Origin of the sequence: Streptomyces agglomeratus, from assembly GCF_001746415.1 — a bacterium.
GTDB lineage: Bacteria > Actinomycetota > Actinomycetes > Streptomycetales > Streptomycetaceae > Streptomyces > Streptomyces agglomeratus.
The window spans coordinates 539401-565783 of the sequence record NZ_MEHJ01000001.1; the positions used below are offsets into that span (position 1 = coordinate 539401).

Consider the following 26383-nt stretch of genomic DNA (forward strand, 5'->3'; position numbering starts at 1 on the left):
GGCCGAGGTCGTTCGATGCGTATGCCGTCCCCGGCTCAGGACATCCGGCCGTGTTCAGAGGCGGGGCCGGTGTCCGGCCTCGTGCCGTGGCGGTCCGGACCTGAGGCGACGAGACCTTGTTCCGCTGTGCCCGTCGTCGGGCGGGGCCCCGGCCGACGAGGCAGTGACCAGGCCCGCTTCGTAGGCCGCGATGACCGCCTGGGCGCGGTCGCGGACGCGGAGCTTGTCGAAGATGCTGGTGATGTAGTTCTTGACCGTTGAGAGACTGATGTCCAAGGCACGGGAGATCTCGGTGTTGTCGAGGCCGGTAGCCATCAGATGCCACACCTCGACCTCGCGGGGGGTGAGTTCACTCAGGCCGGTCGGGGCCGGCCGCGCACCGTGGGGTCCCCGTACATAGGTGGAGATCAGCCGGGTGAGCAGGCGCGGCGCGACTGCGGCCTCACCGGCGTGGACGGTGCGGATGGCCGCGCTCAGCTCCTCCGGGGAACTGTCCTTGGGAAGGAACCCGTACGCTCCGGCGCGCAGGGCGCCCACCACGTACTCGTCCATGTCGAAGGTGCTGAGGGCCAGGACCCGGCAGTCGGGCACGGTGGCGGCGAGCTCCCCGGTCGCGCCGACCCCGTCGAGTACGGGCATCCGGATGTCCATCACCACGACGTCGGGGCGCAGGCGGCGGGCGAGGGTGACGGCCTGCGCGCCGTTCTCGGCCTCGCCCACTACCTCGAAGGACGGGTCTGGGGAGAGGATCAGCGACAGGCCGCGACGGACCAGCGGCTGGTCGTCCACGATCAGCAGCCTGATCCTCGGCGGCGTCGGCCCGGTTCCGGCCATCAGTGTGCCCTCTCGTGCTGGACGGCCGCCTGGGCCGCCTCGGCCGTGGTCAGCGGTAGGTCGGCCACCACGGCGAATCCCCCGCCGGCCTGCGGGCCGAAGGTGAGCGTGCCGCCTTGCAGGGAGACGCGTTCGCGCATGCCGATGAGGCCGTACCCGCCCGAGCCGGCCGCCGGCACCACCTCCTGCGGCGGTGCGCCTCCGCCGTCGTCCCGGACCTCGACAGTGATCCGCTCCTGGTGGTACGTCAGTTGTACGGACGCGCGGGCGGCCCCGGCGTACTTCCGGATGTTGGTGAGGGCCTCCTGGGAAATCCTGAACACCGTGAGGCCGACGGTCGGCGGCAGCGGACGCTGCGGCCCGCGGATGCTGAACTCGGTCGGCAGTCCGGCGAGGCGGGACTCGGCGACCAGGCGGTCGAGGTCGTCGATGCCGGGCTGGGGCAGCTCCGGCGCGGCCTCCGGTTCGTCACCGGCCCGCAGTACGTCCAGGAGTTGGCGCATCTCGCTCAGCGCGAGCCGGCCAGATGCCTCCAGGGTGACCAGGGCGTCCCGGGCGACCTCCGGTTCGGCGAGGTTGGCCCGGGCTCCACCGGCCATGAGCTGCATGGTGGTGATGTGATGGGCCACGATGTCGTGCAGCTCCCGTGCAATTCGGCGGCGTTCGTCGGCCACCGCTCGGTCGGCAAGGAGTCTGCGGTTGGCCGCCACCTCCCGCTGCCAGCGGTTGACCGCCATGGCGGTGCCGACGACGATCAGGGTGCTGAGTGGCGATGCAACGGCGGCCTGCCAGGGTGGAATCCGGCCGTTGCTCTGGCTCAGCAGCGTCAGCGACACCGTCGCGACGGCGGCGACAGCCGTCACCCGGCCGGGGCAGGCCCTGGCGACCGAGTACAGGGCGACCACCAGGACGGCGCCGAAGTGGCTGGGCAGGGGTATGGCCAAGGCAGCCGTGGCATCGAGTGCCAGTACGGCGGCGAGCGCTGCCACCGGTTGGCGGCGCCGGGCGAGCAATGGCATGGCGGCCAGGGCGACGAGGAGGAATCCACCCACGCTCACGTCGTGTCGGCGGTCGGGGGCGTCGAAGAACACGTAGCTGAGCAGGTTCAGCGCGCAGGCCCCGCCGGTCACGAGTGCGTCGTTACGGGTCCACGGCGGCTCGGCGCTGCCGATCTGCAGCGCCTCCCGGGCATCGCCGGGCCCGATATGTCGACTACTGGGCATGCCTGTTCCCTCTCGTCCGGCCTCCCGGCGTTCGGGACAGGGTTGCACAGAAGCCGCAATGGCAGCACCGGCGGCAGCAGTTCGCGGCCCCTGTCCCGGAGGCGGGCCCAGATCGGGACCAGGACCAGAGTCCTGGTCCCGGGCCGGGCGGAGGACCCAGGGCCCCGGTCCGGATCATCCGCTGCCACGACGCTTGGCGGCCCCCGGAGTGATGGTCTGAAGACCGGCCGGGAGCCCCCGGCAGACGTCCGCACTCAAGTCCGTCCGCCGGAGGACATCGTGATCCGCGCCCTGACCGGATACTCCACCAGACACCCCTGGAAGGTCATCGCCCTATGGGCGGTGCTGGGCGTCGTACTGAGCGCCCTGGCCCCGACACTGATCGCCCGCGTCACCCAGCACCAGACCGGGGACTTCCTGCCCCGCAGCTACGACTCGGCCGCCGCGCTGCATATCGCCCAGGAACAGTTCGGGGTGAACCCCGACGCCACCACGGTGACGGTCCTGGTCGCCCGGTCCGACGGCAAGGCCCTCAGCGCCGCCGACCAGGAGCGTGTGGAGACCGAGGCCGCGAAACTGTCCCAACGCCGTGTGATCATGCCCAGGGAAGACGACGTCCCGCAGTTCCTCGTCCCGGACCGCTCCCAGACGCCCCGGATCGCCCCGGCGATGACGGCGCCCGACCGCAGTTTCGAACTGCTCTCCGTCCAGCTGATCGGGAACCCCTCGGACAGCGGGGTCCAGGGCGTCTACCGGACCTTCCGGGACGCCACCCGGACGCAGTTCTCCGAGGCGGGGATGCGCACCGGTTTCGCCGGGAGTCTCGCCGACACCGTCGATACCACCGACGCCCACAAGACCGCCGCGACAGTCGCGAGTGCCCTCGTCATGGGGCTCATCGTCCTGCTCAACGTGCTGGTGTTCCGCAGCGTGCTGGCGGCCCTGCTGCCGCTGCTCGCGGTCGCCGTCATCGGCGGCGTGGCGTCGGGAGCCGTGGCGGGCGCCGCGATGGTCACGGGGCGCAAGCTCGACGCGGGCACCCCAGGGCTGATCAGCGTCGTCCTGCTCGGCATCGGCATCGACTACCTGCTGTTCCTGCTGTTCCGCTTCCGCGAGCAACTGCGCAACCGGCCCGAGCAGTCCGCCCGCGAGGCGGCCGAGCAGGTCTCCGGCCGGGTCGGCACCGCGATCACCTCGGCGGCGCTGACCATCGTTGCCGCGTTCGCCACGCTGGGCCTGGCGACCTTCGGGCAGTTCCGCTCGCTGGGCCCCGCGATCGCCGTCGCGGTCCTGGTGATGCTGCTCGGCAGCCTCACCCTGCTGCCGGCGCTGCTCGCGGCCGCCGGGCGCAAGATGTTCTGGCCATCCCGAACCCTGCGCCGCAAGCCGAACGAAGGGCGTGCCGCCCGCTTGGGCGCGCTGGTCACGCGGCGACCACTGACGATGCTGACGGCCTCCGTCGCCCTGCTTGCCGCACTTGCCGCCGGGCTGATCGGTATCCGCATGGACTACGGCCGGGGCGAATCCGGTGACCGGACCCCCGCCGCGGCCACCGCGGCCGAGATCTCCCGCGCACTGCCGGCCGGAGTGTCGGACCCGACGAGCGTCTTCGTCACCGCCACGGACGGCGGCACCCTCACCACCGTCGGAGTCGACGGCCTCTCCCGTGCACTCACCCAGGTCAAAGGCGTGGGCAAGGTCGCACGGACCGTCCTGAACGAGGACCGTCGCGCCGCCCGGATCGACCTCTACCCGACCGCTGCCCCCCAGAGCCGGCAGGCGCGCGACCTGGCCTCCGGACCGATCCGGGCTGTGGTCGCCCAGCACACGCCCGCCGGGATGACGGCACACGTGGGGGGAACGGCGGCCATCTTCGCCGACGTCTCGACCGCCGTCGACCACGACCTCACGATCGTGTTCCCGGTCGCGGCAGCGCTGATCGCGCTGATCCTCCTGCTGCTCCTGCGCAGCCTGCTCGCACCGCTGATGCTGATTCTCTCCGTCGGGCTCGGCTTCGCAGCCACCCTCGGCGCCGCCACGCTGCTCTTCCAGCACGCCCTCGGCCGGCCGGGCGTCAACTTCACCCTCCCGCTGGTGCTGTTCCTGTTCGTCGTGGCACTGGGCACCGACTACAACATCCTGATCGCCGACCGGATCCGGGAGGAGATGCAGCGACCGGGCCCCGCCCGCGCCGCCGTGGCCCGCGCGGTACGGCACACGGCACCTGCCATCGCGATGGCAGGGCTGGTACTGGCCAGCTCCTTCGCCACGCTGGCCACGACACCAGGAAGCGAACAGGTCGCCTTCGCGATGACGCTCGGCATCATGCTTTCCGCGCTGGTCCTTTCGCTGGTGCTGGTCCCAGCTCTTGCCGCACTCTTCGGCAGGGCCCTCTGGTGGCCGGTCCGCCCGCGGCCCACCGTTGGCGGCCAGTCGCGCCGCCGTGCGACCGCAACTGCACCGGAACCCGAACGGGTCACGTCGTACTGAAGCCCGGACCGGAGTGCCTCAGGGGCGCATGAGCCCGTGACAGCGGCGCGCACCCGGTCGTCCGGGTTCCTCGTGGGCGGGTCGGTGGCGCGGTGGTGGGGCCAATCAAGTGGAGCGGCCCGCGTAGGCACCGAGCAGGGCGTCGGCGGCGGCCGCTCGCCGGACTCCCGCCGCGGCTCCCCCGCCGCGTCTTCAGGGACGGGGCTTCAGCACCTCCAGGGCGCCGGTCTCGGTGTCGTAGCTGCGCAGGGTGGTGAGCCGAGCCGACAGCGGCGGCGCCGGCAGCAGTTCGGGGACCCGCCGGCCGGCGAAGGCCCCGGCCCGCCGGCTCCGGCCGAGGGTGATGTGCGGGCTCCAGCGCCCGGGTGCGTGGAAGGGGTTGAGGGTCTCGGGCGGGCTGTCGGAGACCACCGCCTCCCACACCCGGCGGTGCAAGCCGGCCAGCGCCACGTCGCAGTCCAGCGCCCAGGCCAGCACCGAGGTGGGCCGCTCGAAACGGACCACGCCGGTGAAGTGCACCGGCAGCGGCAGGGCGGCGGCCACCTCGGCGAGCTCCCAGCGAATCGGGGCGGTCAGCTCCGGGCAGGCGGCCAGCGTGAGGTGCGGGCTGTTCGTCGGTGAGCGGTGGCGCGCCTGACTGGGCAGCCCCGCATCCGCCAGCCGCCGCCAGGCCTCCCGGACCGCTAGCTCTGCCGTCTCGTCCAACAGGAGCTCGACCGTGCGCACCGCCGTAGCCTACCGGCGATCGCCTGCGGTAGCGCCGCCCATCGGCCGGGCCGCCAGGCAGTACGCACCGCCTGCCACGTCAGGTGATGGAACAGATCGACGCGCAGCACGTCGGCGAGCCCGGCTTCGCGGTCCCGGGCCGCCGACCGCGGCGGCTGGTGGCTGGTGGCTGGTGGCGTGAGCCACGGCGAGTCCGCCTCGTTGAACGACAGCCCACCACGCACAGCAGCGGCTGGCCTCGGTGGTGTACGAAGTCCTTTGTGAACGAACAGATCCAGGCCGCGACCGTCCGTGTCTTCATAGCCCTTGCTCCGCCCGACGACGCCAAGGAGGAGCTGGCGCAGGCGCTGCGGCCCGCCTACGACGCCTACCCGAGCATGCGGTGGAACCGCATCGAGGACTGGCACATCACCCTGGCGTTCCTCGGTGAGCTGCCGACGTCAGCCGTTTCGCTCCTGCGGCCGCCGCTCGCGGAATTCGCAGCGAGGCGCCGGCCCCTGGACCTGGCCCTCTGCGGCGGCGGGCACTTCGACGAGCGTGTGCTGTGGAGCGGGCTCAGCGGGGACCTCGAGGAGCTGCGGCTGCTCGCCGGGGAGGTGCGGGCGCTGGTGAAGGAACATGGTGTCCCCTTCATGGACCGGCCACTGAACCCCCACCTGACGCTCGCCCGTGCGCGCCGCGGTGATGCTTCCAGCGTGGTACAGGCCGCCGCAGGGCTTTCCACGTTCACCGGCCGCACGTGGCAGGCCGAGCGTCTGCATCTGGTCGGCAGCAACTTCGGCCGCGGCCCCGGGCCGATCCACTACCGCGACATCGAGGCATGGTCCTTCGGCAGCGCGAGATGAACCGTCCTTGTGGGCGGGGCAGAATGAAGGTGTCTTCACATGGACACGCCGGACGACACCGCTCTTCGTGATGTGCGGGTCGAAACCGTGTCCGTACGGCCACAGGCGCTCGGCCGCGCCCGCCGCCTCGGCAAGCTCCTTCAGCTCGATCTCCAGCAGACCCGACAGGACGATCCGCTGCCACAGCCAGTACGACAGGGCAACATGCCCCTCCACCGGCCGCAGCCCCGGTGCCTGGCGATCTCGCCCCGGCACCGGGCACCTCGCCGCACGTCGAGCGTCCTCGCACAGCAGTGCTGACCTGCTGTCATGTCTGCTTCAGGACAGGGTTCTTTCTGGTTTATGGCAGCCGTGTTCTTCGCCCTCTTGAGCCGACTAGGGTGCCTCCTGATCCACCGCCAGGCGCTCTCGGCCGTCGAGAGGAAGTACACCGGCATGTCCAAAGGACGGGTGTGAATTGAACAGTCAATCGCGTCGCCTTCAGAGCCGTACGACGATGTCGTTCCTCCGCAGCAGGTTCACCGCGATGGTCGGAGCGATCGCGATATTCGCGGCCGTCTTCACCGGCACAGCCACCAGCACAGCGAGCGCCGCCGAGTCCGGATCCGCGGGGGCCACAGCAGGCGGGTGGACCTGCCCGGGCACCGCCGTCCCCCCCGGTTACGTCATCACCGCGTTCAATCGCAGCGGCTGCAACGGTTCAGGGGCCTGGCTGCACGAGCCGGCCCGGGACGGCATATGGACGTGCTCGTACTCCCCAATCGTGACCGGGTATGTCATCACCGGTTACATCAGGAGCGGTTGCGACGGCATCGGCGCCTGGCAGCACAAGCTCGCCCGTGACGGCATCTGGACCTGCGGGGGCTCCCCGGTCGTGTCCGGATACGTCATCACCAACTACATGAAGAGCGGCTGCGACGGCGTCGGCGCCTGGTACCACCAGCTCGTCCGCGACGGCATATGGACGTGCCCCTACTCCCCCATCCCGGCGGGCTACCGGAGCACCACCTACAACGCGACCGGATGCGGCGGCCTCGGCGCCTGGCTCACCGTGCGCGCCTGACCCCGGCCTCACACACACCGCGCCTGACCCTGAAGCATGTCCCGCTTTTTGAAGCCATCGCACAGGGTCAGGCCGGTGTCGTATCCGCTGCTCCCGGGCCCGCCCGGGAGCAGCGGATCGCACGAGACCGGAGTTCCGGTCCGACGCGTACGTTCCGCCCCGCCTCCTGCAAAGCGCTGATCGGCCGGATCAGCGCACTCGGTCGTAAACCATGGCGACTTCACCCAGGCTCGGCCAGTTCGACGAGGCGGTCCAAGCCGCTACACCGGCCTCCTGCTTGGGGAAGCCTCCATTTGCACAGGGCGGCCGGTCGCACTGCCCTCGGCGCCGAGTGCGTCACTCGTGCCGAGTTCGTCACTCGTCGAGACCACACGGTGCAGCCAGGCCCACACCCCCTGGCCGCGGTGGGCGTACGACGGCGGCCATGATGGGCGGTGCGCGTGTCTACTGGTCAGGGTACGGAGTCGACCGCCGCTGCCGCGTCCACCTTGCCCGCCCCCCAGTCGTTGCCGGGCGCCGCGCCGGTGAAGGGGTCCAGCCGGGCCGAACTGGTCAGGAGCAGGACGAGGTCGTCCTGGGTCAGCGTGGGACTCGACTGCAACATGAGGGCACACACCCCGGTGAGATGCGGTGCGGCCATGCTCGTGCCGGACATGGGCTGGTATTGGCTCGGTCCTGTGGCTCCTACCAGTGCCGAGGTGATGGCCTGGCCCGGGGCGGAGAGCGTCGGTGCCTTGCGGCCGTCGCGGGTGGGGCCCCGGCTGGAGAAGGTGGAAAGGTTTCCCTGCCCCGCGCCTTTGGTGATGTAGGAAGCGGCGGTGACGACCTTCCGACTGGTCCCGGGTACGGAGATGGTTATCTCGTCATTCCGGTGTGATCCGATGAACTGGGGTACGGTCCGGCCCCTCTCCATCCAGGCGTGCCAGCGGCCGCTGTCGGCCACGGTCTGGCCAATGAGGGTGAGACTCCAGGTGCCGGACCGGATCGCTGTCTGGCTTCCCGGGCTCAGCTGAACGTAGATCCGGTTGTCGCCGTTCTGTGAGTGGTGCACGACAGAGTCGACGAATGCCTTGTTTCCCCCGGGGAGATCCAGATCTGTGATGGTGGTGCCGGGGGCTATTTCGGCGCTCGCCGTGCCAGTGGGTGGAGTGATCCGCAGGGAGAGACGGTCAGCGCCGGAGTACCAGATGTCCAGAGTATCCGGCGTGTTGTCGTCGACGGGTACCAGGAATTGGACGACGTCGCTGCCTCCCTCCGTCACCTGGCCCGTCGCGTGTATGCCGGCATTCGCCGCGTTGCCCGCGGACTTCACCAGCGCGCGCCCCGGGGCGTTGAGCAGGTTGTCGATTCCGCGTTCCAGCAGGCTGGAACCGTCGTGCGGTCCCAGATTGTCGCCCTGGCTGATGTTGACAACCGCAGGCCGACCGAGGGTCTCGGCGACCTTGTAGACGTAACCGACGGCCTCGAGCGTGCCCATGGAATCGCCCAGGGCTTCCGTCGTCACCCGGTTGGCCACGACGACCAGATCCGCCTCGGGCGCGACGCCGACAAAGGTGAACTCCGGTTGCCCATTACCGGCCGACGACCCGTCACCGGCGGCGATGCCGGCCACGTGGGTGCCATGGCCACCGGTGTCGTCCATGTGCCGCACAGTGCCCATGGGGTTCGCAGCGCGCAATGCGTCGTCGATTGCGGAACGCTGGTATTCCACCCCGTGACCGAACGGCGCCGGTGAGGATTCCCCGGCTTCCGTGGTGAGGTTCTGGTCCCAGATACGCAGGATGCGGGTTCTCCCGGTCGGGTCCCGGAAGCAGCCGTGGCGCCAGTCGATTCCGCTGTCGACAACACCCACGATCACACCGGCGCCACGGAGTCCGGGGGGTCCGGTGTGCACCTTGTCGGCCTTGGTCTCGGGCACGGCGGCGTCCAGTTCCGAGAGGGTGGGGCGGGACGCCTCGACGTAGCTGACAGCTTCCAACTCGTCGAGCTCCGTGAGACGGTCGATTCCGATCTCGCCGCCAACCACGTCCCCGGCGCGGATGAGAACCGTCAGCCCCATGCCCTGGGACAGCTCCCCCAGGTCGTCGGCGCCGTATCCCTCCGCCATTCGCAGCAGTACACGCACACGAGGTGCCCTCACCCCTTCGGTAATGAGTGCGAAACGGCCGGTGGACTCCAGGCCCACCAGCTCCGCCGGACCTTCCTCGGCCCGGGACTGCAGGAATTTCAGCCGTGAGTCGAGCATGAGCGGTCTTCTCTCTGGCGAAAAACGCCTGCCCTCATAGTGCGGGACAGGCGATCACTAGTTGTGTGGCCGGGTGCTCGTGTCGGGGTGGAGCGGTTCAGACAGCTCCACGTATTCGACACAGTCGACTTCCGTCAAGCGTCCGAGATCGCCGGGGGCGACCGCCGCGGTCAGGACATCCCCCGCGGCCATACCCACCCGCGCGCCAGCATCGGCAATCTGGCGACGCTGTTCTTCACCGGGTTCCCCCTTCACCCGGATGAGCACCTGGAAGGGAGTGGGGCCGACCGCCTCACCGACATCCGACAGCGCACGCCGTGCGGCGGAGCCGAGCTTGTGAGCACGCATCTTTCCCACCTGATCCGGTGAGCGGACCCCCGTACGAAATCGGTGCGCCAACATTCTTAATCGTGTCGGCGACCATTCGTGCCGCATTGCCTCTTATACCACCGTAGGCATCACAGGCGGCGCGCGCCATTCGCCCCGGACCACTTTGTGCGGCCCCTCTCGAGAATCGGTATGGGGGCAGAGATGCCCCTGCCCGATGACACGCTCGGAAGCGCGTCTGCCCCTGACAGTGGCAGAGCACCACCACCTGTCGGGTGCCGGGGTTCTGCCTCGGCTGTGTCGGTGACGCTTGACCAGGGCTGAGGCGAACCTGGCCCTCTTCGAGTACATCGACGGCTTCTATAACAGCCGGCGCATCCAGCAACGGCTCGGCTACCTCAGCCCCATCGAGTTCGAGGAGAAGCACTACACCGACCAGGCGACGGCCGAACAAGCGAACCTGGAACCCCGTCACCCCGCCCTGACCAGCTGATCAGCACCTCCCGCACAACGGGGGAACCTCACTGTCGCTCGGCAGCGAGCGCCAGGTCATGGTGATGCGCGGGCCGGGCGTACGCCTCGCCCGTGGATCTGCCGACATCGTGGCGGGGTGCCGGGTGGCGGATCTTCGGCCTGGGCGGCGCGCCTAGGCCGGGGCGAGTAGGTTTCGGTGCCCCGGCTGGGGTGCCGGTCTTTGCCCGCTGGTCTCTGGTCGACCTGGGTGATGGTCGCCGCCCCGCACGCCGGGGAGATCTCCTGGGAGCCGTCGCTCCGTACGGGGGATGCCGTGGCTGACGTAGTGCACGCTGGGGCCGAGTGACGGCTCCAACTTCCGCTAGTGGACAAAGCGGTGACTCCGTAGAGGAGGAACGTCGCCCGGCCCACAACCATTGGCAGCTCAGGGAAGGCAATGCCCACGACGGGTGGACCTTGCCCTTGTCGTTCTTGTGGTCCAGCGGCGAGTAGCCGGAGAGCCGTCGCGCGGTGGATGTCGGCACGTGCAGCGCCATGGGGCTGCGCTGGGCGGCTGAGCCGACGGCGGTCATGCAACAGTCGCAGATTCGTTCCCCGGCTGCCTCCCCCTGGCGGAGGCGATGCGGGCAGCGGCAGAGGTCGCACCGCACAGAGCGCTGGTCCGCGCTTGTTTGCTGATCACGCGCCAGACCAAACCGCTTTGCCCGGGTATCGGCTCGCCGTGCCGCTCGTACATCGGTCTGCCCTCAGGATGCCGGCCAGCCGGGCACACACGCCCCGTATCCGCATCTCCATCAGGACGTGGCCAGGGGGCGTACGTGCGGGCGTTTGCGGCTTACCTTCCATGGCCCGTCCATGTCGTGGACGCTTGCGTCATCGAGGGCGAGCGGCCGTCCCGGTAGGGAGTCACACGGGGTCGGCAGGTTCACGAGCGCGAGTTCGGCCGGTTCGACCGCTCCGGAACAGTGCAACCATTCGGCCCACCCGGGTGTCTCCCTTAATGTCCGACACACCACCTTTCTAGGGGACGAAATGGGACGAAACAGAGCCGCATGGGCGACGGTGGTCGCGCTTGTGGCCGCCATGGCAGGAGTGGCGGCGGTTCCGGCCGCGGCCGCAACGACCACCACCGCACAGACCACAAACTGCCCCACCGGCTGGGGCAGTGCGGCCAAGACCCGCTCCGCCGCGACGGCGGAGCCGGTGACGAACATCAGGACCGGCCGGCACGCCTGCTTCGACCGCATGGTCGTCGATGTCCCCGGCGCGGGCACCAGCAGCCTCGGCTATTCCGTCAGATATGTCAGCCGCCTCCACCAGGACGGTTCCGGCAACTACATCCCCGTCGGCGGCGGCGCCGTCCTCGAGATACGGGTCAACGCCCCCGCCTACGACCCCGCCACCGGGAATCCCACCTACCCCGTGCGGGCCGGCCAGCGCCTGAAGGGCGTGGACCTCACAGGATACCGCACCTTCAGGGATGCCCGGTTCGCAGGCAGCTTTGAAGGGGACACTCAGATCGGACTCGGCGTCCGGGCGCGGCTGCCGTTCCGGGTGTCGGTGGCGCCCGACCGGGTAGTGATCGACGTGGCGCACAACTGGACGGGAACACGCTGAATCCCTCAGAGCCCGGTCGAACATCGGCCCTCCGATCTCGAAGCCGCGGAGATGTCGACCGGGTGCTGTCCAGAGCGAAGATCTCCCCTCGGACGTGCTCAGCGGGACCAGTCCCGCTCCCCCCGGATGTACGAGATTGACGTGCGGTCGGGCCGCGTCCGAACAGCCCCGGTGTCACGGAGGCGCTGGAGACGCCGAGAACACAGGGCAACTTCGTACGGATCGGCGGAGGCGGGACCGCTCGGTACGTACGTCATGGCAGCCAAACGTAGGAGCCGCATCTGCGGGCCTTCCCGTGCGCGACAGGTCCCCCGAATGGCCCTGCACGGAGTGTCTGGGTGTCCCGACCTTCCGAGCCGCGACACCGCTAGGTTGCCGCGCGCAGACGCTTGGCCCGTCGGCCCAGCACCACCTTCACCGGGATCAGCACCGCCCACCAAAGCTGCGCGCCCGTCGGGGAGACGAAGGCCAGCGGCACGGCGACGGCGAAGATCAGCACCATCGACGCCAGGTCGAGCACGTCGTTGCGCGCCACGGGATCGGGGATCGCCGTACTGCTCAGCCACGGGCGCTTCCACAGCGCGACCGTCAACACGAGCTGTGCGGCACCGATGGCCGCGGCGGCGCCGGAGTAGACCGCCACCGACTGCCGCTGGTCCCCGTACTCGGCCAGCAGGGTAGTGGGAAAGGGCATCAGGGCGATCAGCCCCAGATTCAGCAGCCCGAGCTTGATGACTGTCCCGTCCACCACTCGCACGTACCGGAAGACCTGATGGTGTCCCCGCCAGAACGCTGCGATGACCACGAAGCTGAGGGCGTACGCCCACAGGTTGGGTACCACCTCGCCCAGCGCCTTTTCGAAACCAGCCTGGTCCAGTCCGGCGGGCAGTGTGATGTCCAGCGCCAGCAACGTCATCGCGATGGCGAAGACGCCGTCCGACAGCGCGAGAAGCCGGGCCGCGCTCCCCTCGTCGTCCCGCATTCGCTGGTGGCCGTTCACCACGCCACCATAGGGTTGAGCGTCCAGAAATTTCCCGATATCCGCGTGCGTTACGCGAAGATCGACCGGGCCGGCCGTCCCGGAGGCTTGGCAGCGCCGTCATGCGATCAAAGGCGGGGGCGCCCCCACCAACACGGAACGCTGGTGAGATCAGGCTTCCGCCCGGACCCGGGCCGCCCTGGCCGCCCGGCGCCGCTTGACAGCACGCCGCTCGTCTTCGGTCAGGCCGCCGCATACGCCCATGTCCTGGCCCCCTTCAAGGGCCCATTCCAGGCACTCGTCCAGAACCGGGCAACGGCGGCATACGGCCTTCGCCTGCTCGATCTGAAGCAGCGCAGGGCCACCCGTGCCGATGGGGAAGAACAGATCCGGATCCTCCCGCCGACAGGCGGCCTCGTGACGCCAGTCCATCGTCGTGCCTCCATTCGCGTCGCCGGATGCTTCTCGTTCGCCTGACCGGTATCGGCCGCTGTATGCAGCAGAGCGGGTAATCGCTCGTCTATTTCTGAACCGGCCGAGTGCTACCCGGGCCGGACGCGAACCGGGCTTCCCGGCAGGGAACCTGGGCCGATGGGTCGCATGCAGCCGTCCGTGCAAGCAGTCAGCAGCATTGGCCGGTGCCAAATTCCACCATCCCGGGCGCTTACGGGCCTACGCTGAGACTCCTGGGCGGCCCGGCGGCCGCCGCACCACCGGGGAGGGCCACATGGCACCGCGTACGAACATCGACGGCGACCACAAGCCGGATTACCCGCCGAAGACCCCGCCCCCGCCGAAGCGCCCCATCTCCCCACCCAGGCCCGAGCACCAGGCCCCGCCCGGCGCACCGCTGATGACGACCGCGCAGCGTGGGGTGGCGCTGAAGAACAGGCGGGCGGCGAACTGGGTGCACGAGAACGCTCCGTGGTCGCCCGCCAAAGCGGGGCGGCAGGTCGTCACCCAGCTCCACGCGTGGGGGCACCGGCCGGACGAACCCGCCCTGGAGGCCGTTGTCGGCGAGCTGGTGGGCGCGGTCCTGCACGACGGCGGCCGCCGCATCAGCGTCCATCTCTCCGACCAAGACGGTCAGGCCTGCGTCCTCGTCCTCTCCCACCAGCCCAACCTGACCGCCGGCCATGCTCCGGACGGCGACGACGTCCTCGCCGAACTCAGCGCCCACTCCATCGTCTCCAGCTGCGGCACCGACACCGGAGAAGACGGCCGGCGCCTCTGGGCCGTCCTCGACCTGTAACCGAGCGGCGGGGGTGAGCGGTGTCGACGCCGCACACCCATCGCGTTGACGGTGACGGACCGTCGCGCAATGCGCGCGGACTCACGTGGCAGCGCGGGAGTGCACGCTGACGGCGTAGCCGCAGCCCTGGTGATAGGGATCGCCGCTCCACGTCGCACAACGCTGCCGCAGGGCCAGTCCGGCCTGGGTACACCAATGGTCGAACTCCGTAATGGTCACCGTCGGTTCCGGCAGCGGCAGGTGTGCCGCGTCCAGTCCCATGCCCGTGACCAGCAGACCGCCCGGGCGAAGCGCGGAGGCCAGTTGCCGGACGACGGCTGAGCCGGTGCCTGGGGCCAGCAAGGGGATGACGTTTCCGGCGGCGAGCGCCAGGTCGTACCCCGGATCCAGGCCGAGGGCATCCAGATGGGCCAGGTCACCCAGGAGCCACTCCTGCGTGGGGGCGTCGCGGCGGGCGACGGCGAGCATCGAGGAGTCGACGTCTACGCCAGTGCAGTAGTGGCCCAACTCGGCGAGCCTGATCGCGACCCGGCCGGTGCCGCAGCCAGCGTCGAGTACCCGGGCGCCGGGTTCCAGCAATGCGGCGCAGAAGGCGGCCTCGCCGTGAACGTCGTGTCCCGATGCGGCGAGTCGCGCGAAACGCTGGGCGTACTCCTGTCCGGCTTGTCCGCCGGTCAGTTCCGCCCAACGGTTTTCTTGCCCAGCCATGTTCGGCGTGCCTTCCGGTCAGCCTCGCCAGCAGGAGCGAGGACGGTGCCATCACACTGATTATGGTCGCAGGTGTGGACCTCAGGGGCTGCTACGAAGGTGCGCAGGGCGAGGCGGTAGAACCCATCGGGCAGCATCTGGCGGCTGCGGCGCAAAGGGTGGTCTCGGGAAGAGGTAACCACCCGCCCGCTACTGGAAGTGGCGTTGCCTTGTGGAGAGGCGGCCCCGGGTGACGGCGACTGCGGGCGTCCTGGCCGATGCCGCACACCAGGGTGGCGGGCCGGCCCGGCTCGCGGGCTGCTCCAGTGCGGTGCCGCCCGGCCCGTCGACGGCGTGGGCGTCGCTGACCGACGGCACTGGGACCCGTTCCCTCCCGGGCTCGGCGGACGGGCCGGCTAACGCGCCACGCGGTAGCGGAGATAGACGACTCTCGAGTTGAAGGTGCGGGTCTCGGCGAGTTCCAGAACCACCCGGCGCTCGCGTTGGGGAAAGTACGGGATGCCCCCGCCAACCAGCACCGGGTAGACCATGGTCCGGTACTCGTCGATCAGACCCAGCGCGGCCGCCTCGGCGGCGAGAGTCGCGCCGCCGATCGCGATGTTGCCCTCCCCCGGCTCGGCTCGCAACCGCTCGATCTCCTCCGCCAGGCCGCCGGAGGCCAGGCGGGCATTGCCCTGCACCGTCGACAGCGTGGTGGAGAAGACCACCTTGGGGAGCGGCTTCCAGAGCCCGGTCCACTCGCGCATCGAGTCGTCGAGCGTTGGATCCTGGTCGGCGGTCTCCCAGTACAGCATCGTCTCGTACAGCCGCCGTCCCAACAGGTGGACGCCGACCTGCCGGATCTCGTCGATCCAGAAGCGAAAGACATCCTCGCCGGGGACCGTCCAGTTGAAGTCACCGTCCGGCCCGACGATGTAGCCGTCGAGTGAGACGCTCATCGAATAGGTCACGCTGCGCATCAGAAGCCCTCCTCGTGAACGGGTTCGACAGTATGACCCGCCGGACGCCGCAGGACTCATCGCGGCTCGCGGGATCCCCTGGACCGAGTCACGTCACGAGACCATTTCAAGGAGAACCTCTGAGATGCGGCTTCCCTGCTTGCTGGTGGGCAAGGCTCGGCCCGCTCAAGCAAGGGTGACTACTTCTGGATCACGATGACGACGGTGAGCATGAACTCGGCCCCGCGTAAAGCGGGGGCACAACGGCCTCACCCGAGGACATCCACGGCCTCACCCCACCGGACCCGCGCCGCCTCACGCTGCGCGTGGGCCTTCGCAGGACGGCCCTGGCCGGACGACGGCCGGCCGTACCGATTCCGCCCCCACGCCCACCATCTCTTCGCGTACCGGATGGCATGTGCGCGGTGAGCACACCGCCCGATCCGGCCTCACTCGGCGCTGTATCTCGGCGTCTGGGGTATGTCCGGTTCGGCGCTGGGCACCAGCGGAGCGACGTTGTTGAGAGCGGCGGGAATCGCGTGTTGGATGCGGCGCTCGGGCTCTGCCGGTTCCCGGTGGGTCCCTCCAAGGCGCAATGCCAGGACATAGACGGGCTGAATCACGGTCTGCTGCTGGAGACGGCCGAGCTCGAGATATCCGGCCCGGGCCTCTTCTACGGTGAAGTCGCTGTCGCGGCGCAGCCGCAGGTGGTCCTCGGTTTCGGTCAGCACGTCGTCCAGTGAGCGCCAGCCGGACACGGCGGCACGAACGTTACTGACTCGCCTGGCGACGCGTTCGAATCCGGTGAGGCTCCCGTCGGGGCCGAAGTACATGACCACGTTGCCGCCCTGTCCCTCGAAGGCGAGGCCGTCGAGCCGCCGCTTGAGGATGACCCCGACATCGATCACCCGCGGGTTCCTGGGGCTTTGGCCTCGGACGCAGGATGATGCACGCAGGCGCGTCACGCGGAACGGAGTGAAGTCGTTCTGCTCCATGAGTCCCACACGGCTTGCTTCTCGTACTGCCGCATCGAACGCCTCGGTGTCCGAGATATGCATGTCGGACGTTCCGTCATCCACCTGCCATCGGCTGCTGTCGACGTACTGCACTGCTCGTGAGGGCCGGTAGACGGTGAGCGTGTGGGCATCGTGTTCCAGCCTCATGGACACCCCATCCTCGGACCAGGAGGGCTCCCGCGCCGGAATCGCCATGCCTGCGTGCCGTGCGAGCTCGACCGTGTCGTCCAGCGGCTCCAGTGAGGGATCGACCTCGTAGATGCTCGCCGGCGCCTCGAGCGCGTCCCAGCGTTGTCTCAGCGTGTTGTAGTCCATTGCGACCGCATCTCTCGTTGCATCGCGCGAAGTTTACGAACGCCACTTCCAAGCCAGACTGACGGATGGGACGGGCCCGCCTGCGCCGTCCGCCAAACGGCCGTTGTCGAGTCGAAATCGCGCGTCCGCCTCATCGTTGCCGCAGGCGATCGCGATGGGTATGTTGGCCTGCTCCCCGGACCGTGCGAACGCTGCGTCGAGCCATGCGCTGCCTACCGGCGCACCGTGGGAGACGAAGGTGGCGAACTCCCCGCCACGGCCGGTGTCGAAACCGGCGAAGGACTCATCGACGAAAGTGCACAGGACGTGCAGCGACTCGAGGGGACGCGCGCTGTCTCCGTTGGTCGGTTCGGACCAGACCATGTTCACACTGGCGCTGACATCCGGTCCCGCCACCCCACCGCAGAGGTCCAGCACGAGCCAGCGCAGCTCCTGCACGCCCAGACGCATGTTGCTGTAGAAGGCGCGGCAGCCGAAATGGTCCGACGCCAGGGAGACCGATACCTCCGGTAGCCCGTGCCCGGCGTAGTACATGAGCGCGACGCTGTCTATGCCGTCTTCGGTGAGCGACTGGCCGGTCGACGCGACTTCGGGGTGCTCGTAATCTGTCGCCCAGGCGTTCTCGTTACCACGTATGAAGCGGCGCGTGTGCCCCATGCTCTGCATGGCGGAGTCCATCCCGGACGCGACCGAGGAGATGACGGGAATGGCAACGAACGAACAGCTGGTCCCGACAGCGGGCGCCGCATCGTTCCAGTGGACTCCATAGGTGACAGGCATTTCCCTTACCCCTTCGCTGGTCCGCCGGCTGTCACAGTGGCCCCGACACGATCACGGAATTGTGCGACTGGTAGAAGCCGCACCAGTCCGTGTAGCGGCCTCTGTTGCACGAGAACGGATTGGTGATCACGTTGTTGGAGTAGTCCACGTTCTGGGCAGGGTTGGTCGCCAGCTTGTGCCCCCAGAAACCCTCGCGGTGGCGCCGGTACCAGTGGTAGTCACGCTTCCCGCTCATCATGGTTCCGGTGACGAGCGCGACCAAGTGCCGTTCATAACCGGCCGGCTGACAGTCACCCCAAACCCGCAGCCCGTCCCGCAACACTCCCGTGCGCACATCCGCGCAGGTCACTGAGGGCGGGATTCTGTAGCCATGAGCCCATCCGGGTTGAGCGAACGAGTCCGTACGCTGGTTCACGGCGTAGTTGTAGCAGTTGTTGCGCTCTACGACGTAGAAGTTGTTCCAGAAGGCGGGCTCGAATGGACCGGCATCGAACGGACACGCATTCAGACGTTGATCGATAAGTCGGAGCTGTTCTTCGACTTCAGCCGCGAGTGCCTGGTCCGGTGGCTCCCCCGGCTCGATTGTCTCCGTCCCTCCTAGTCCTTCTTTGACTGATCGTTGAATTGCCTGACGCGTGGCGTCGCGCAGAACTCGAAAGTCACCCCTCTCTTCTTCCTCAGCAGGCTCCGGCATCGTCTCGAGAAGTTCCTCCGCCAACTCGGCACTGGCGAAGGGGTCTACGGCACCGCCACCTGCGATTTCGATGCTCGGCGGCAGACCGAACGACTGCACAGTGTCACTGGCGAAGTCGATCTTCATCCCGCGGAAGTCGACCCCCGTGAAGCCGCCGGGCGCCACTGCCAAGCCTGCGCGATGACGCAGGAACAGCCGCAGGAACCGTTGCACCTGATCGGGATCGGTGACCATCCACGAGGGATTTGGCAGGCCCGAATAGATTTCCAGCGTCACACGGAACGCCATGTCGGCTCTCCTTGCTTCTCCTCTTGTGCACTGCGGCCCGTTTCTCCGTCACGGATCTTCCTCGACGTACAGGAATTCCGGGCCGTACGTCTTTCCGCTCCCGTCGGGCAGCGGCGTCGCCATCAGCGTCTGGGCAGGTACCTGCAAGCTGACCATTTCCACGACTGCCCGGTTCAGCATCTGCTTCGCCGTGCCCGGCTGCTCCGCCTTCCAGGCGCGTTCGAGGAACCGGAGCATCGAGCTGTAGTGCCGGTTGAATTCGGTCAGGTCCCGTTGCACGGCATCGGAGACGGGCACCCCGCCTTCGACCCAGCCGCCTGCGGGCACCGTTCCCATCGGGAACGCCCGAGGCATGGGAATCTCATCTCCCTGGAAATCAAACAGTGGCGGATCGTCTGATACGCGGATCAGGTTGCGCCCGTGGAAGATCTCTCGGAAGGAGTAGAAGTGCGCCAACTCGTCGGCCTCGCCCGGGAACGGGTTCTCCGGTGATGCCGCGGTGCCCTCGCCCTGCTCCTTGATGACTTGCAGGGCAGCCTCTACATCACCGAGCGATCTGAGCGGGGCGACGTTGTTCCCCTGCCCGTGGGCCGCGGACATGTCCTTGGTCAGCTGCCGCGTGCCCTGGATCAACTCCGGGCGCGCACGGAAAGCTTCGAGAATCGCCGTGTAGAACGCGCCGATAGACGTGTGCGCTATCCGTTCTTCGGCCACGGGGTCGTCGGGCCTCTCGATGCGGGAGTACATGTCGAGCGCCTGCTTGCTCAACCCGGTGAGAGACACCTCCAGATCCGGCTGAACACCACCGGGAAGCGGACCTGGGTACTTCGGTACGAGCTCGCTGTCGGCGATGCGCGGCACCTCACCAATGGTCGAGACCATGTTGCAGACCAAACCCATGTGTGACATCTCATCGAAGACGATTTCGTGAATCGTCTCGAAGACATCCGACCCCTGGTCCTCCTCCAGGATCGACCAAAGGCCACACAGATAGGGCGGCAGCGTCGCGAGCTCCAGCAAGACGGCCTGTTGCAGCGCCTCCTTCAGCCAGGTTTCGTCATGGTCCGTTGCGGGCATCTGCATGAGCTCAACGATCGCGTCGCTTCGATACTTAACGGCACCTGACATGAGAGCTCCTTCGGCAACACGCGCTCGGACAACAACGACCCGTCAAGCAACCAAAGCAGTCGCATTTCTCTGGTAGAACCAGCCGACGAACTCGGTGTACACGGGCACAATGGGGTCGGGCGGCGTCTTCACACAGTTCTGGGGATGCCGCCAGATAACCGAACCACCGCCGGTCACTTGTCGGCGTATCGGGTAGCCGGCGCCATCGAGGTACACCGCCGGGGTGCCACCGGTCTTGTGATACCAAAGCCAGTTGGGATCCGGTGACACGAGACGGTAGAAGTGATAGTCCCAGCCCGGCCAGACGTGGGCCGCGATCACGAGAGTATTCGTCTGGCAGTTGTCAGCCCAGCCATCGGCGTAGAGACCGCCCCGAATGTTGTCGACTGTCGGGGAGGCAGCCGGCTTTCCCCCTCTACGTCCCGGCAAGGCATGTCGAATGTTCGCCACGTGGTTCGACGCAAAGCAGTAGCAGTTGTTCTTTTCAACTGTTCCGGGACTGTTGAAGATGTCCGCGTTCGCGGCATAGAGCGTGCTGGGACACGGTCGATGCCATGTCACCCCCCGTTCGACATCCGGGGATTCATCGAACGAGTCAGGACTGGGTGGGTACAGCTCCTCCCGCTCGGCCGGCAGAATAGAGGGGCCTCCTGCAGCAACGGACAGGAGCTCGTCAGCGATCCCCATCCTGGTGGCCGGCGCTGCGAGAAGCCAGTGCGCAACAGAATCGACCTCTCTGGCGGCCGTTCGGACCCCTACCCGAAACTCAGCCCCGATACGGGCTGCGGACGTCGCCTGCCATGTGTCCCAGGCTCCATGTTCCGACTTGACTGAACGCACAATGAAGCCGCGGTACCCCAAACCCAACACCTCGTGGGGGGAAGTGACCTCCGAGAGCTGGCTCGTATCCGCTTCTACGCGCTCCGTCAGCTCCCGCTCTTCTTGTGGCGACAGAACCCATCGAGGGTTCGGCATGCCTGAAAATATGTCGAGTTCAACTTCGAGCATAATGTGATCGCCTCGCAGGCCACACGATGGGGAATGTCGCTGTTCACTGGCCGCGTCGGGTAATACGTTCGCTCTCCGCCCCGCATTCAGCGTACCTCCGGCCTAGAGGCCCCGCATTCCCACGACGAGTCACCGTCATGACGTTCCCAGCGACGACCTTCGCACGCGCCTCACGTCCACGCTGGATTCGCTGCTCTGGGGAACCATGGCTCCCAACTGCCGTACGAGACTGCCCTGACGGCTCCCGTTCTGCGGCGTACGCAGCGCGGCGGGACGCGTTGACTCGCCTCGGCGCGAATTTCTGATGGCGATCGGACGTAGTCTCGGGCGGCGAAGCGGGTGAGGCGGCTGATGCACTGCCAAAGCCACAGCGATCGCGAACGGCACATTGTTGAACGGGAGATGCGACGCGAAGTATCGGTCACCACGTCAGTTGCGCCTTCTGCGCTGCGTTCTGCCCAAGGCAGTCTTCGTCGGGGAAACGGCTCACCGGCGACCTTTCAACTGCGAGCAAGATCCATCGCCGATACGGTGCCGTCGCCCCTGTTGGCGACGTAGAGGCGATTACTGTGGGGCTCGAAAGCCACGCCATCCGGTTGGGATCCGACTGGAATCGTAGCGCTCACGCTGCTGGACTCGGCGTCGATCACCTTCACCGTACCGTCAGAATGGGTTACGTAGGCGTCACCCCGGAGATCAACCGCCACACCAAGCGGTCTCACACCGACCTCGATATCGGCGACTGCGCCGGTGACGATGTCGAGCACTGACACCGTCTTGAAGCCGTTGTTGGCCACATATGCACGGCGCCTCTGGGAATCGATCGAAATGCCCATGGGATGCTGCCCGACCGGGATGGCCGCAATAACCCCGCTGGTCGCAGCATCGAGCACCGATACCGTGTCCCAGTCGGGTTGCGTGACGTAGACGCGATGACTTGCAGAGTCAACTGCCACACCAAGGGGACCATCGACAGGGACGAAGTTGTGGGCGGCCGTGGGGAGCTCGCCACTGATGCCGATTACCGCCACTCTGTGATGACTTCGGCTGGTCACGTAGGCACGACTCAGGAAATGATCGACCGCCACTCCCACCACGTGGGATGGTGGGTGAAGAATCGAAGGCGGGCCTCCGACGTTGATGGTGGCGATGACAGTATGGAATCTGTCGAGCACTGACACGGTGCCAAAGCCGCCGTTGGCGACGTAGATGCCGAATTGAGGATCGGTTGCCACGCTCTCCGGGCGGAGTCCGACGTTGATGGTGGCGGTCACAGTGTTGGTCAAAGCATCGATCACCGACAACGTGTGATCACCGCTATTGGTGACGAAGACATGGTCATGAACATCCGCTGCCACACCGACCGGCTCCGTCCCTACTGGGATGGTGGCAACGACGCATGGTTTCTCAGTGGTGGTCATTTTCACCAACAACTTTCATCGTTCTCGGCCATCTGACCGAGAGGCGACACCGAATACTTACGTGCGGGTCTCCTGATGACCGTCCAAACCAACATGCGACCTGGGCCACCTGTTACCGTATTGGACGTGACGTCCACGAACTGGATGACCAGGCTCGACTCCGGGCCCTCAGCCCGCCCGCTCCCCACCGCCGCACCCCTTCGGCCCCACCTCACCGGCACCGGACGACCTCCGGCTGGCAACGCCCTACGGACTTTGCTGCATGCCAGGTCAAATTGGGTTCTACCGCAGCCGAAGACGAATCCTGGGTTGCGGCGCGGTACACCCATCAATGATCCCTCAGCCTCCACCAGAAGTCTCGTTGGCGGCTTCTCGTCTGAGCTGGGCTCGGGAGGTTGAGGGCCACGGATCGGCCGGTCTGCGCAACCTCGCCGAGAGGGACGCTCCAAGGACGGGGAGGGCATTGATTGCCGCAACTACGCAGTGGTGTCCATCGTGACATCGAGGGCGACCTTCCTGCCCGTCATGTTTTACGGCCGCCGACAGGCCGACACGTAGCAGCCGACAGGCACTCCGCAGCCATTCACCACCTCGCCGGTGACGCCGCCCACGTGCACACCCCGGCCGGCGCACAAGGACTCAACACCGGTGTCCAGGACGCCTACAACCTCGGCTGGAAACTCGCCCAGGTCATCGCCGGCGCACCCGACAGCCTCCTCGATACCTACGAGGCCGAGAGACAGCCGATCGCCTCCTCAGCGACACCACCGGCCGGCTGAAGAGCATCTACGGCATCACCGGCGACACCCTCATCCTCGTCCGGCCGGACGGGTACATCGCAAGCATCATCACGTCCGACTGGGCAGCCGCCTTCACCGCCGCGGCCGAAGCGTTCACACCGAGGTGATGCGGGACAGCGGCGGGGCGATGGCGGGCACATCGCCGAAGAGACGCCCTGCCTCGCCGTCGACGGTGCAGGTCACCGCTGACCTTTCCGGATGCGCGGGGCGTCGGGGAAACACCGGCGAAGACGGCCATCCGGTCCGCGCTGGTGCTGCCGTGCCGGCCGAGAGCCAGACCAACGCCCGCTGAAGCCCGGCCCCTCCCCTCGCCAGCCCCTCCCTCGCCGCCCCTCCCCCTTCCCGGGCGATCCCGTCACACCGGTACCCGCAGTCAGGCCGGGTCGGGCAGGGGGCGGCGGGCGACGTCGCGGGCGTCGTCCGGAGGAACCCCCAGCATGCGCAGAACCATTTCCGCCAGACCGGAGGCCGCGTCGTCGGCGTCGAGCTCGGGGCGGGCGAATCGCAACTCCACGAGGGACAGCAGGGACCCGCCCAGAGCCGACAGGGCGACGGTCGGGTCAACAGCGACGAACCGACCCGAGGCGACACCGCGTTCCAGGTCGCGCAGGGCTCGGGGCGCCAGACCCGTGTCGGAGTGAACGTGGCCGAGTCCGCGGTGGCGCAGTACCTGCATGAGCTCCGGGTGGGAGTCGACCATCCGCAGGCTGAGTCTCAGCCCCACCGCGACCAGCTCGGCCGGGTCGTCGGTCCCCCGCAGACGCTCGTCGATGGCCTGGCCGAACTCCTCGAGCGCGTCCACCACCGCCGCGTCGAACAGCTCCACCTTCGACTCGAAGTGGTTGTAGAAGGAGCCGAAACCCACGTCCGCACGCTCCGCGATCACCTGGATGCTCGCGCTCGTGTCTCCGGTCTCGGCCAGTATCTGCCGGGCCGCTCGGACGAGCGCCCGGCGGGTCTCGGCACGGCGCCGTTCGAAGCGGTTGAGGGGCGGAGCTGACGTCGGCATACGAGGAGTCTAGCAATGAGCCCGTGGACACCACAGTTCTGATGCATCGATCAGTGCATCTCTGATGATTCCCTCACCTTCACGGATGCAGCTATTGACGATTGATGAATCAGAGATGATGATTTCACAGCGAGCAGGGTGCCTTGCGCGGCGAGCACGCCGGGCTGTCCCGGAACCCCGTGATCAAGGTGGCCGACCTGGCCTGGCTGGAGTTCGAAAAGCCCGACCTCGACCGCGCGGAGGTTTTCGCCCGTGACTTCGGCTTCGGGATCGCCGCCCGCAGTGAGCGCGCGCTGTGGCTGCGGGGCACGTACGCCGGCTCGCCATGCATGGTGATCCGGCGCGGCCGTACGTCCCGTTTCATCGGCCCGGCGTTCCGCGCGGCGGAGCGGGCCGACCTGGACCGGCTGGCCCGGGCGACGGGGACCGCCGTACGCGACGTGGACGTTCCGGGCGGCGGCAAGGCGGTCGACCTGCTCGACCCCTCCGGCTTCCCCGTGCGCGTGGTGCACTGCGGCGAGGAACTGCCGGCGCTGCCCGGGCAGCAGCCGCTTCTTCTCAACTTCGGCAGCGACCACCCTCGTGTCAACGTCACACAGCGGCCGCCGCGTGAACCGTCACGTATCCAGCGGCTGGGTCATGTGGTGCTGGAGACGCGGGTGTTTGCCCGTGCCCTGGATTGGTACCTGGACACCCTCGGCATGATCGTCAGCGATTTCCACTTCCTGGACGGCCGGCGAGAGCACGGCCCGGTCATGGCGTTCATCCGCTGCGACCAGGGAAGCGTCGCGGTCGATCACCACACGCTGGCCATGCACCTCGGGCCGGGCAACGGCTACGTCCACTCCGCCTACCAGGTCACCGATCTGGACGCGATCGCCGTCGGCGGGGAATACCTGGCCGAGCGCGGCTACAAGCGCAGCTGGGGCATCGGCCGACATGTCCAGGGCAGCCAGCTCTTCGACTACTGGCGTGATCCCGACCACTTCATGCTGGAGCACTTCGCCGACGGCGACCTCTTCTCCTGTGACGTCGAACCCGGCTGGGCGCCGTTGTCCACGAGCGGCCTCGCCCAGTGGGGGCCGCCGGCCACCCGTGACTTCCTCGGCGCCGGCCCCTCCCCGCAAAGGGTCCGCGACGTCATCCAGGCCCTGCGCGGCGACAACGAGATGGACCGGGCCCGCCTGCTGGGCCTGCTCAAGGCCGCGAATTCCTGACTTCCCCAACCCCTGACGAAGGCAATGACATGAGTACCAACATCCTGCGTACCGCCGACGGCTGGTGGGTGGTGCGTGACGCGCGCGCCGTCCGTATCGAGACCAAGGCCGTCACCACCGCCGAGCTGCTGGCCGACCGCGCCGCTGTCGAAGAGGCCGCCGTCGGACCGGGCACCCCCGTCGCCGGCCTGGTGGCGCTGTCCCCAGTCACCACCCCCTGCCGTGTGGTGGCCCAAATGGTCAACTACCGTAGTCACGCACGCGATTCAGGCTTCACCGGTGACATCCCGGCCGCCTTCTTCCGCAAGGCGTCCGGCTCCGTGAGCGGCCCCGGTGACAGCATCGTGCGGCCGACGCACGTGCAGTTCCTCGACTACGAGGTCGAGCTCGGCCTGGTCATGGGCGCACCCCTGCCGGTGGGCACGGTCGTCGAGGAACGGGACCTTCCCACCTACGTCGCCGGGCTCGTGATCACGAATGACGTGAGCGCCCGCGAGGTCCAACTGACCAAGACCCAGTTCTACGAGAGCAAGTCGTACCCGACCTTCACACCCACTGGTCCCTACCTGGCCCTGCTGGAGCCGGACGACTTCGCCCATTTCCTCGACCTGCGGCTGAAGTTGAGCGTCAACGGGGACCTGCGCCAGGACCGCACTCTCGCCGACATGATCGTCCGTCCGGCGCAGGCGCTGACCCTGCTGACCCGGTTCCAGACCCTGGCCCCCGGTGACCTGCTGCTGACCGGCACCCCCGGCGGTACGGCCCTCAAGGCACCGCCCAAGCCGGTCGAGAAGATCGGCTCGCTCCTGCCGCCCGCCGTGAAGTGGAAGGCGTTCTTCAAGAGTCAGGCGAGGAATCCGCACTACCTGCGGAAGGGCGATGTGGTGACCGCGACGATCGCCACACCGGACGGGCGGATCGACCTCGGGGAGCAGCGCACCCCCGTGACCGACTCGAACTGACCGACTCGAACCGACACCCGAAGT

At 67.9% G+C, this 26383-nt stretch carries 24 protein-coding genes and 3 pseudogenes; 10 read left to right on the top strand and 17 right to left on the bottom strand.

Features of this window, described 5'->3' with window-relative positions:
• Positions 1–54: 54 nt before the first annotated feature.
• Both AS594_RS02095 and AS594_RS02100 read right to left on the bottom strand, forming a co-directional pair.
• Complete coding sequence (locus AS594_RS02095; RefSeq protein ID WP_206281703.1) at positions 55–834, bottom strand: response regulator; 780 nt, start codon at positions 832–834, stop codon at positions 55–57.
• The gene (locus AS594_RS02100) at positions 834–2057 is read right to left on the bottom strand and encodes a sensor histidine kinase (protein WP_069933571.1); all 1224 of its coding nucleotides are present in this window, start codon (positions 2055–2057) and stop codon (positions 834–836) included. Before AS594_RS02100 ends, AS594_RS02095 begins: the two co-directional genes overlap by 1 nt.
• 279 nt (positions 2058–2336) lie before the next feature.
• On the opposite strand from AS594_RS02100, the gene AS594_RS02105 reads away from it, so the two are divergent.
• Positions 2337–4547, top strand: a complete 2211-nt coding sequence (locus AS594_RS02105; RefSeq protein ID WP_069934931.1) for an MMPL family transporter — start codon at positions 2337–2339, stop codon at positions 4545–4547.
• Positions 4548–4739: 192 nt separating this feature from the next.
• Here the strand turns inward: AS594_RS02105 and AS594_RS02110 are convergent, their stop codons facing one another.
• Positions 4740–5273, bottom strand: a complete 534-nt coding sequence (locus AS594_RS02110; protein ID WP_069925381.1) for a 2'-5' RNA ligase family protein — start codon at positions 5271–5273, stop codon at positions 4740–4742.
• Positions 5274–5533: 260 nt separating this feature from the next.
• Between AS594_RS02110 and thpR the strand changes: the two genes are divergently transcribed.
• The 3 genes from thpR to AS594_RS02125 all read left to right on the top strand — a co-directional run bounded on the left by thpR (position 5534) and on the right by AS594_RS02125 (position 7181).
• Positions 5534–6118 (top strand): RNA 2',3'-cyclic phosphodiesterase, encoded by a 585-nt coding sequence (gene thpR / locus AS594_RS02115; RefSeq protein ID WP_069933569.1) that lies wholly within the window; start codon positions 5534–5536, stop codon positions 6116–6118.
• Between the two features lie 39 nt (positions 6119–6157).
• Positions 6158–6418, top strand: coding sequence for a hypothetical protein (locus AS594_RS02120; RefSeq protein WP_069925383.1), 261 nt, complete (start codon positions 6158–6160; stop codon positions 6416–6418).
• Positions 6419–6575: 157 nt separating this feature from the next.
• A complete protein-coding gene (locus tag AS594_RS02125) occupies positions 6576–7181 on the top strand; it encodes a hypothetical protein (protein WP_240508904.1) in 606 nt (201 codons plus the stop codon).
• Positions 7182–7632: 451 nt separating this feature from the next.
• On the opposite strand, the gene AS594_RS02130 is transcribed toward AS594_RS02125, so the two are convergent.
• Positions 7633–9426 (bottom strand): S8 family peptidase, encoded by a 1794-nt coding sequence (locus AS594_RS02130; protein WP_069933568.1) that lies wholly within the window; start codon positions 9424–9426, stop codon positions 7633–7635.
• A 57-nt stretch (positions 9427–9483) separates the two neighbouring features.
• Positions 9484–9774: a hypothetical protein gene (locus tag AS594_RS43810; RefSeq protein WP_141746878.1), complete on the bottom strand. Its 291-nt coding sequence runs from the start codon at positions 9772–9774 to the stop codon at positions 9484–9486.
• Positions 9775–10066: 292 nt separating this feature from the next.
• On the opposite strand from AS594_RS43810, the pseudogene AS594_RS02140 reads away from it, so the two are divergent.
• Positions 10067–10246: pseudogene (locus AS594_RS02140) on the top strand (IS3 family transposase); the annotation flags it as partial.
• A gap of 1013 nt (positions 10247–11259) precedes the next feature.
• The gene (locus tag AS594_RS02145; RefSeq protein ID WP_069925387.1) at positions 11260–11844 is read left to right on the top strand and encodes an AMIN-like domain-containing (lipo)protein; all 585 of its coding nucleotides are present in this window, start codon (positions 11260–11262) and stop codon (positions 11842–11844) included.
• A gap of 367 nt (positions 11845–12211) precedes the next feature.
• Here the strand turns inward: AS594_RS02145 and AS594_RS02150 are convergent, their stop codons facing one another.
• Together AS594_RS02150 and AS594_RS02155 are read right to left on the bottom strand one after the other, a co-directional pair.
• Positions 12212–12826: a TMEM175 family protein gene (locus tag AS594_RS02150; protein ID WP_069925388.1), complete on the bottom strand. Its 615-nt coding sequence runs from the start codon at positions 12824–12826 to the stop codon at positions 12212–12214.
• Between the two features lie 168 nt (positions 12827–12994).
• Positions 12995–13255 (bottom strand): WhiB family transcriptional regulator, encoded by a 261-nt coding sequence (locus AS594_RS02155; RefSeq protein WP_069933565.1) that lies wholly within the window; start codon positions 13253–13255, stop codon positions 12995–12997.
• A gap of 295 nt (positions 13256–13550) precedes the next feature.
• Between AS594_RS02155 and AS594_RS45905 the strand changes: the two genes are divergently transcribed.
• The gene (locus AS594_RS45905) at positions 13551–14075 is read left to right on the top strand and encodes a hypothetical protein (RefSeq protein ID WP_069925390.1); all 525 of its coding nucleotides are present in this window, start codon (positions 13551–13553) and stop codon (positions 14073–14075) included.
• Between the two features lie 81 nt (positions 14076–14156).
• On the opposite strand, the gene AS594_RS02165 is transcribed toward AS594_RS45905, so the two are convergent.
• The 8 genes from AS594_RS02165 to AS594_RS02195 all read right to left on the bottom strand — a co-directional run bounded on the left by AS594_RS02165 (position 14157) and on the right by AS594_RS02195 (position 22371).
• A complete protein-coding gene (locus AS594_RS02165; protein ID WP_069933564.1) occupies positions 14157–14783 on the bottom strand; it encodes a class I SAM-dependent methyltransferase in 627 nt (208 codons plus the stop codon).
• Positions 14784–15178: 395 nt separating this feature from the next.
• The gene (locus AS594_RS02170) at positions 15179–15742 is read right to left on the bottom strand and encodes a dihydrofolate reductase family protein (RefSeq protein ID WP_069933563.1); all 564 of its coding nucleotides are present in this window, start codon (positions 15740–15742) and stop codon (positions 15179–15181) included.
• A gap of 428 nt (positions 15743–16170) precedes the next feature.
• Positions 16171–17052 carry a hypothetical protein gene (locus AS594_RS02175; protein WP_069925393.1) on the bottom strand — a complete coding sequence of 294 codons (882 nt, stop codon included), beginning with the start codon at positions 17050–17052 and terminating at the stop codon, positions 16171–16173.
• A 33-nt stretch (positions 17053–17085) separates the two neighbouring features.
• The gene (locus AS594_RS02180) at positions 17086–17832 is read right to left on the bottom strand and encodes a DUF6345 domain-containing protein (RefSeq protein WP_141746877.1); all 747 of its coding nucleotides are present in this window, start codon (positions 17830–17832) and stop codon (positions 17086–17088) included.
• A gap of 31 nt (positions 17833–17863) precedes the next feature.
• A complete protein-coding gene (locus tag AS594_RS43815) occupies positions 17864–18814 on the bottom strand; it encodes a hypothetical protein (RefSeq protein ID WP_070343496.1) in 951 nt (316 codons plus the stop codon).
• Positions 18815–18862: 48 nt separating this feature from the next.
• Complete coding sequence (locus tag AS594_RS02190; protein WP_069925396.1) at positions 18863–19942, bottom strand: ferritin-like domain-containing protein; 1080 nt, start codon at positions 19940–19942, stop codon at positions 18863–18865.
• Positions 19943–19984: 42 nt separating this feature from the next.
• A complete protein-coding gene (locus AS594_RS40720) occupies positions 19985–20950 on the bottom strand; it encodes a hypothetical protein (protein ID WP_079148341.1) in 966 nt (321 codons plus the stop codon).
• Between the two features lie 500 nt (positions 20951–21450).
• Positions 21451–22371: a YncE family protein gene (locus tag AS594_RS02195; RefSeq protein WP_079148340.1), complete on the bottom strand. Its 921-nt coding sequence runs from the start codon at positions 22369–22371 to the stop codon at positions 21451–21453.
• A 590-nt stretch (positions 22372–22961) separates the two neighbouring features.
• On the opposite strand from AS594_RS02195, the pseudogene AS594_RS45355 reads away from it, so the two are divergent.
• Positions 22962–23126 (top strand): annotated as a pseudogene (locus AS594_RS45355) (FAD-dependent monooxygenase); the annotation flags it as partial.
• Between the two features lie 238 nt (positions 23127–23364).
• Here AS594_RS45355 and AS594_RS47865 read toward each other — a convergent pair.
• Positions 23365–23409, bottom strand: a pseudogene (locus tag AS594_RS47865) (hypothetical protein); the annotation flags it as partial.
• A 135-nt stretch (positions 23410–23544) separates the two neighbouring features.
• Positions 23545–24180 carry a TetR/AcrR family transcriptional regulator gene (locus AS594_RS02200; RefSeq protein WP_069933561.1) on the bottom strand — a complete coding sequence of 212 codons (636 nt, stop codon included), beginning with the start codon at positions 24178–24180 and terminating at the stop codon, positions 23545–23547.
• A gap of 143 nt (positions 24181–24323) precedes the next feature.
• On the opposite strand from AS594_RS02200, the gene AS594_RS02205 reads away from it, so the two are divergent.
• Together AS594_RS02205 and AS594_RS02210 are read left to right on the top strand one after the other, a co-directional pair.
• The gene (locus tag AS594_RS02205; protein ID WP_079148338.1) at positions 24324–25397 is read left to right on the top strand and encodes a VOC family protein; all 1074 of its coding nucleotides are present in this window, start codon (positions 24324–24326) and stop codon (positions 25395–25397) included.
• Between the two features lie 29 nt (positions 25398–25426).
• Positions 25427–26359 (top strand): fumarylacetoacetate hydrolase family protein, encoded by a 933-nt coding sequence (locus tag AS594_RS02210; protein WP_069933559.1) that lies wholly within the window; start codon positions 25427–25429, stop codon positions 26357–26359.
• Positions 26360–26383: the final 24 nt, after the last annotated feature.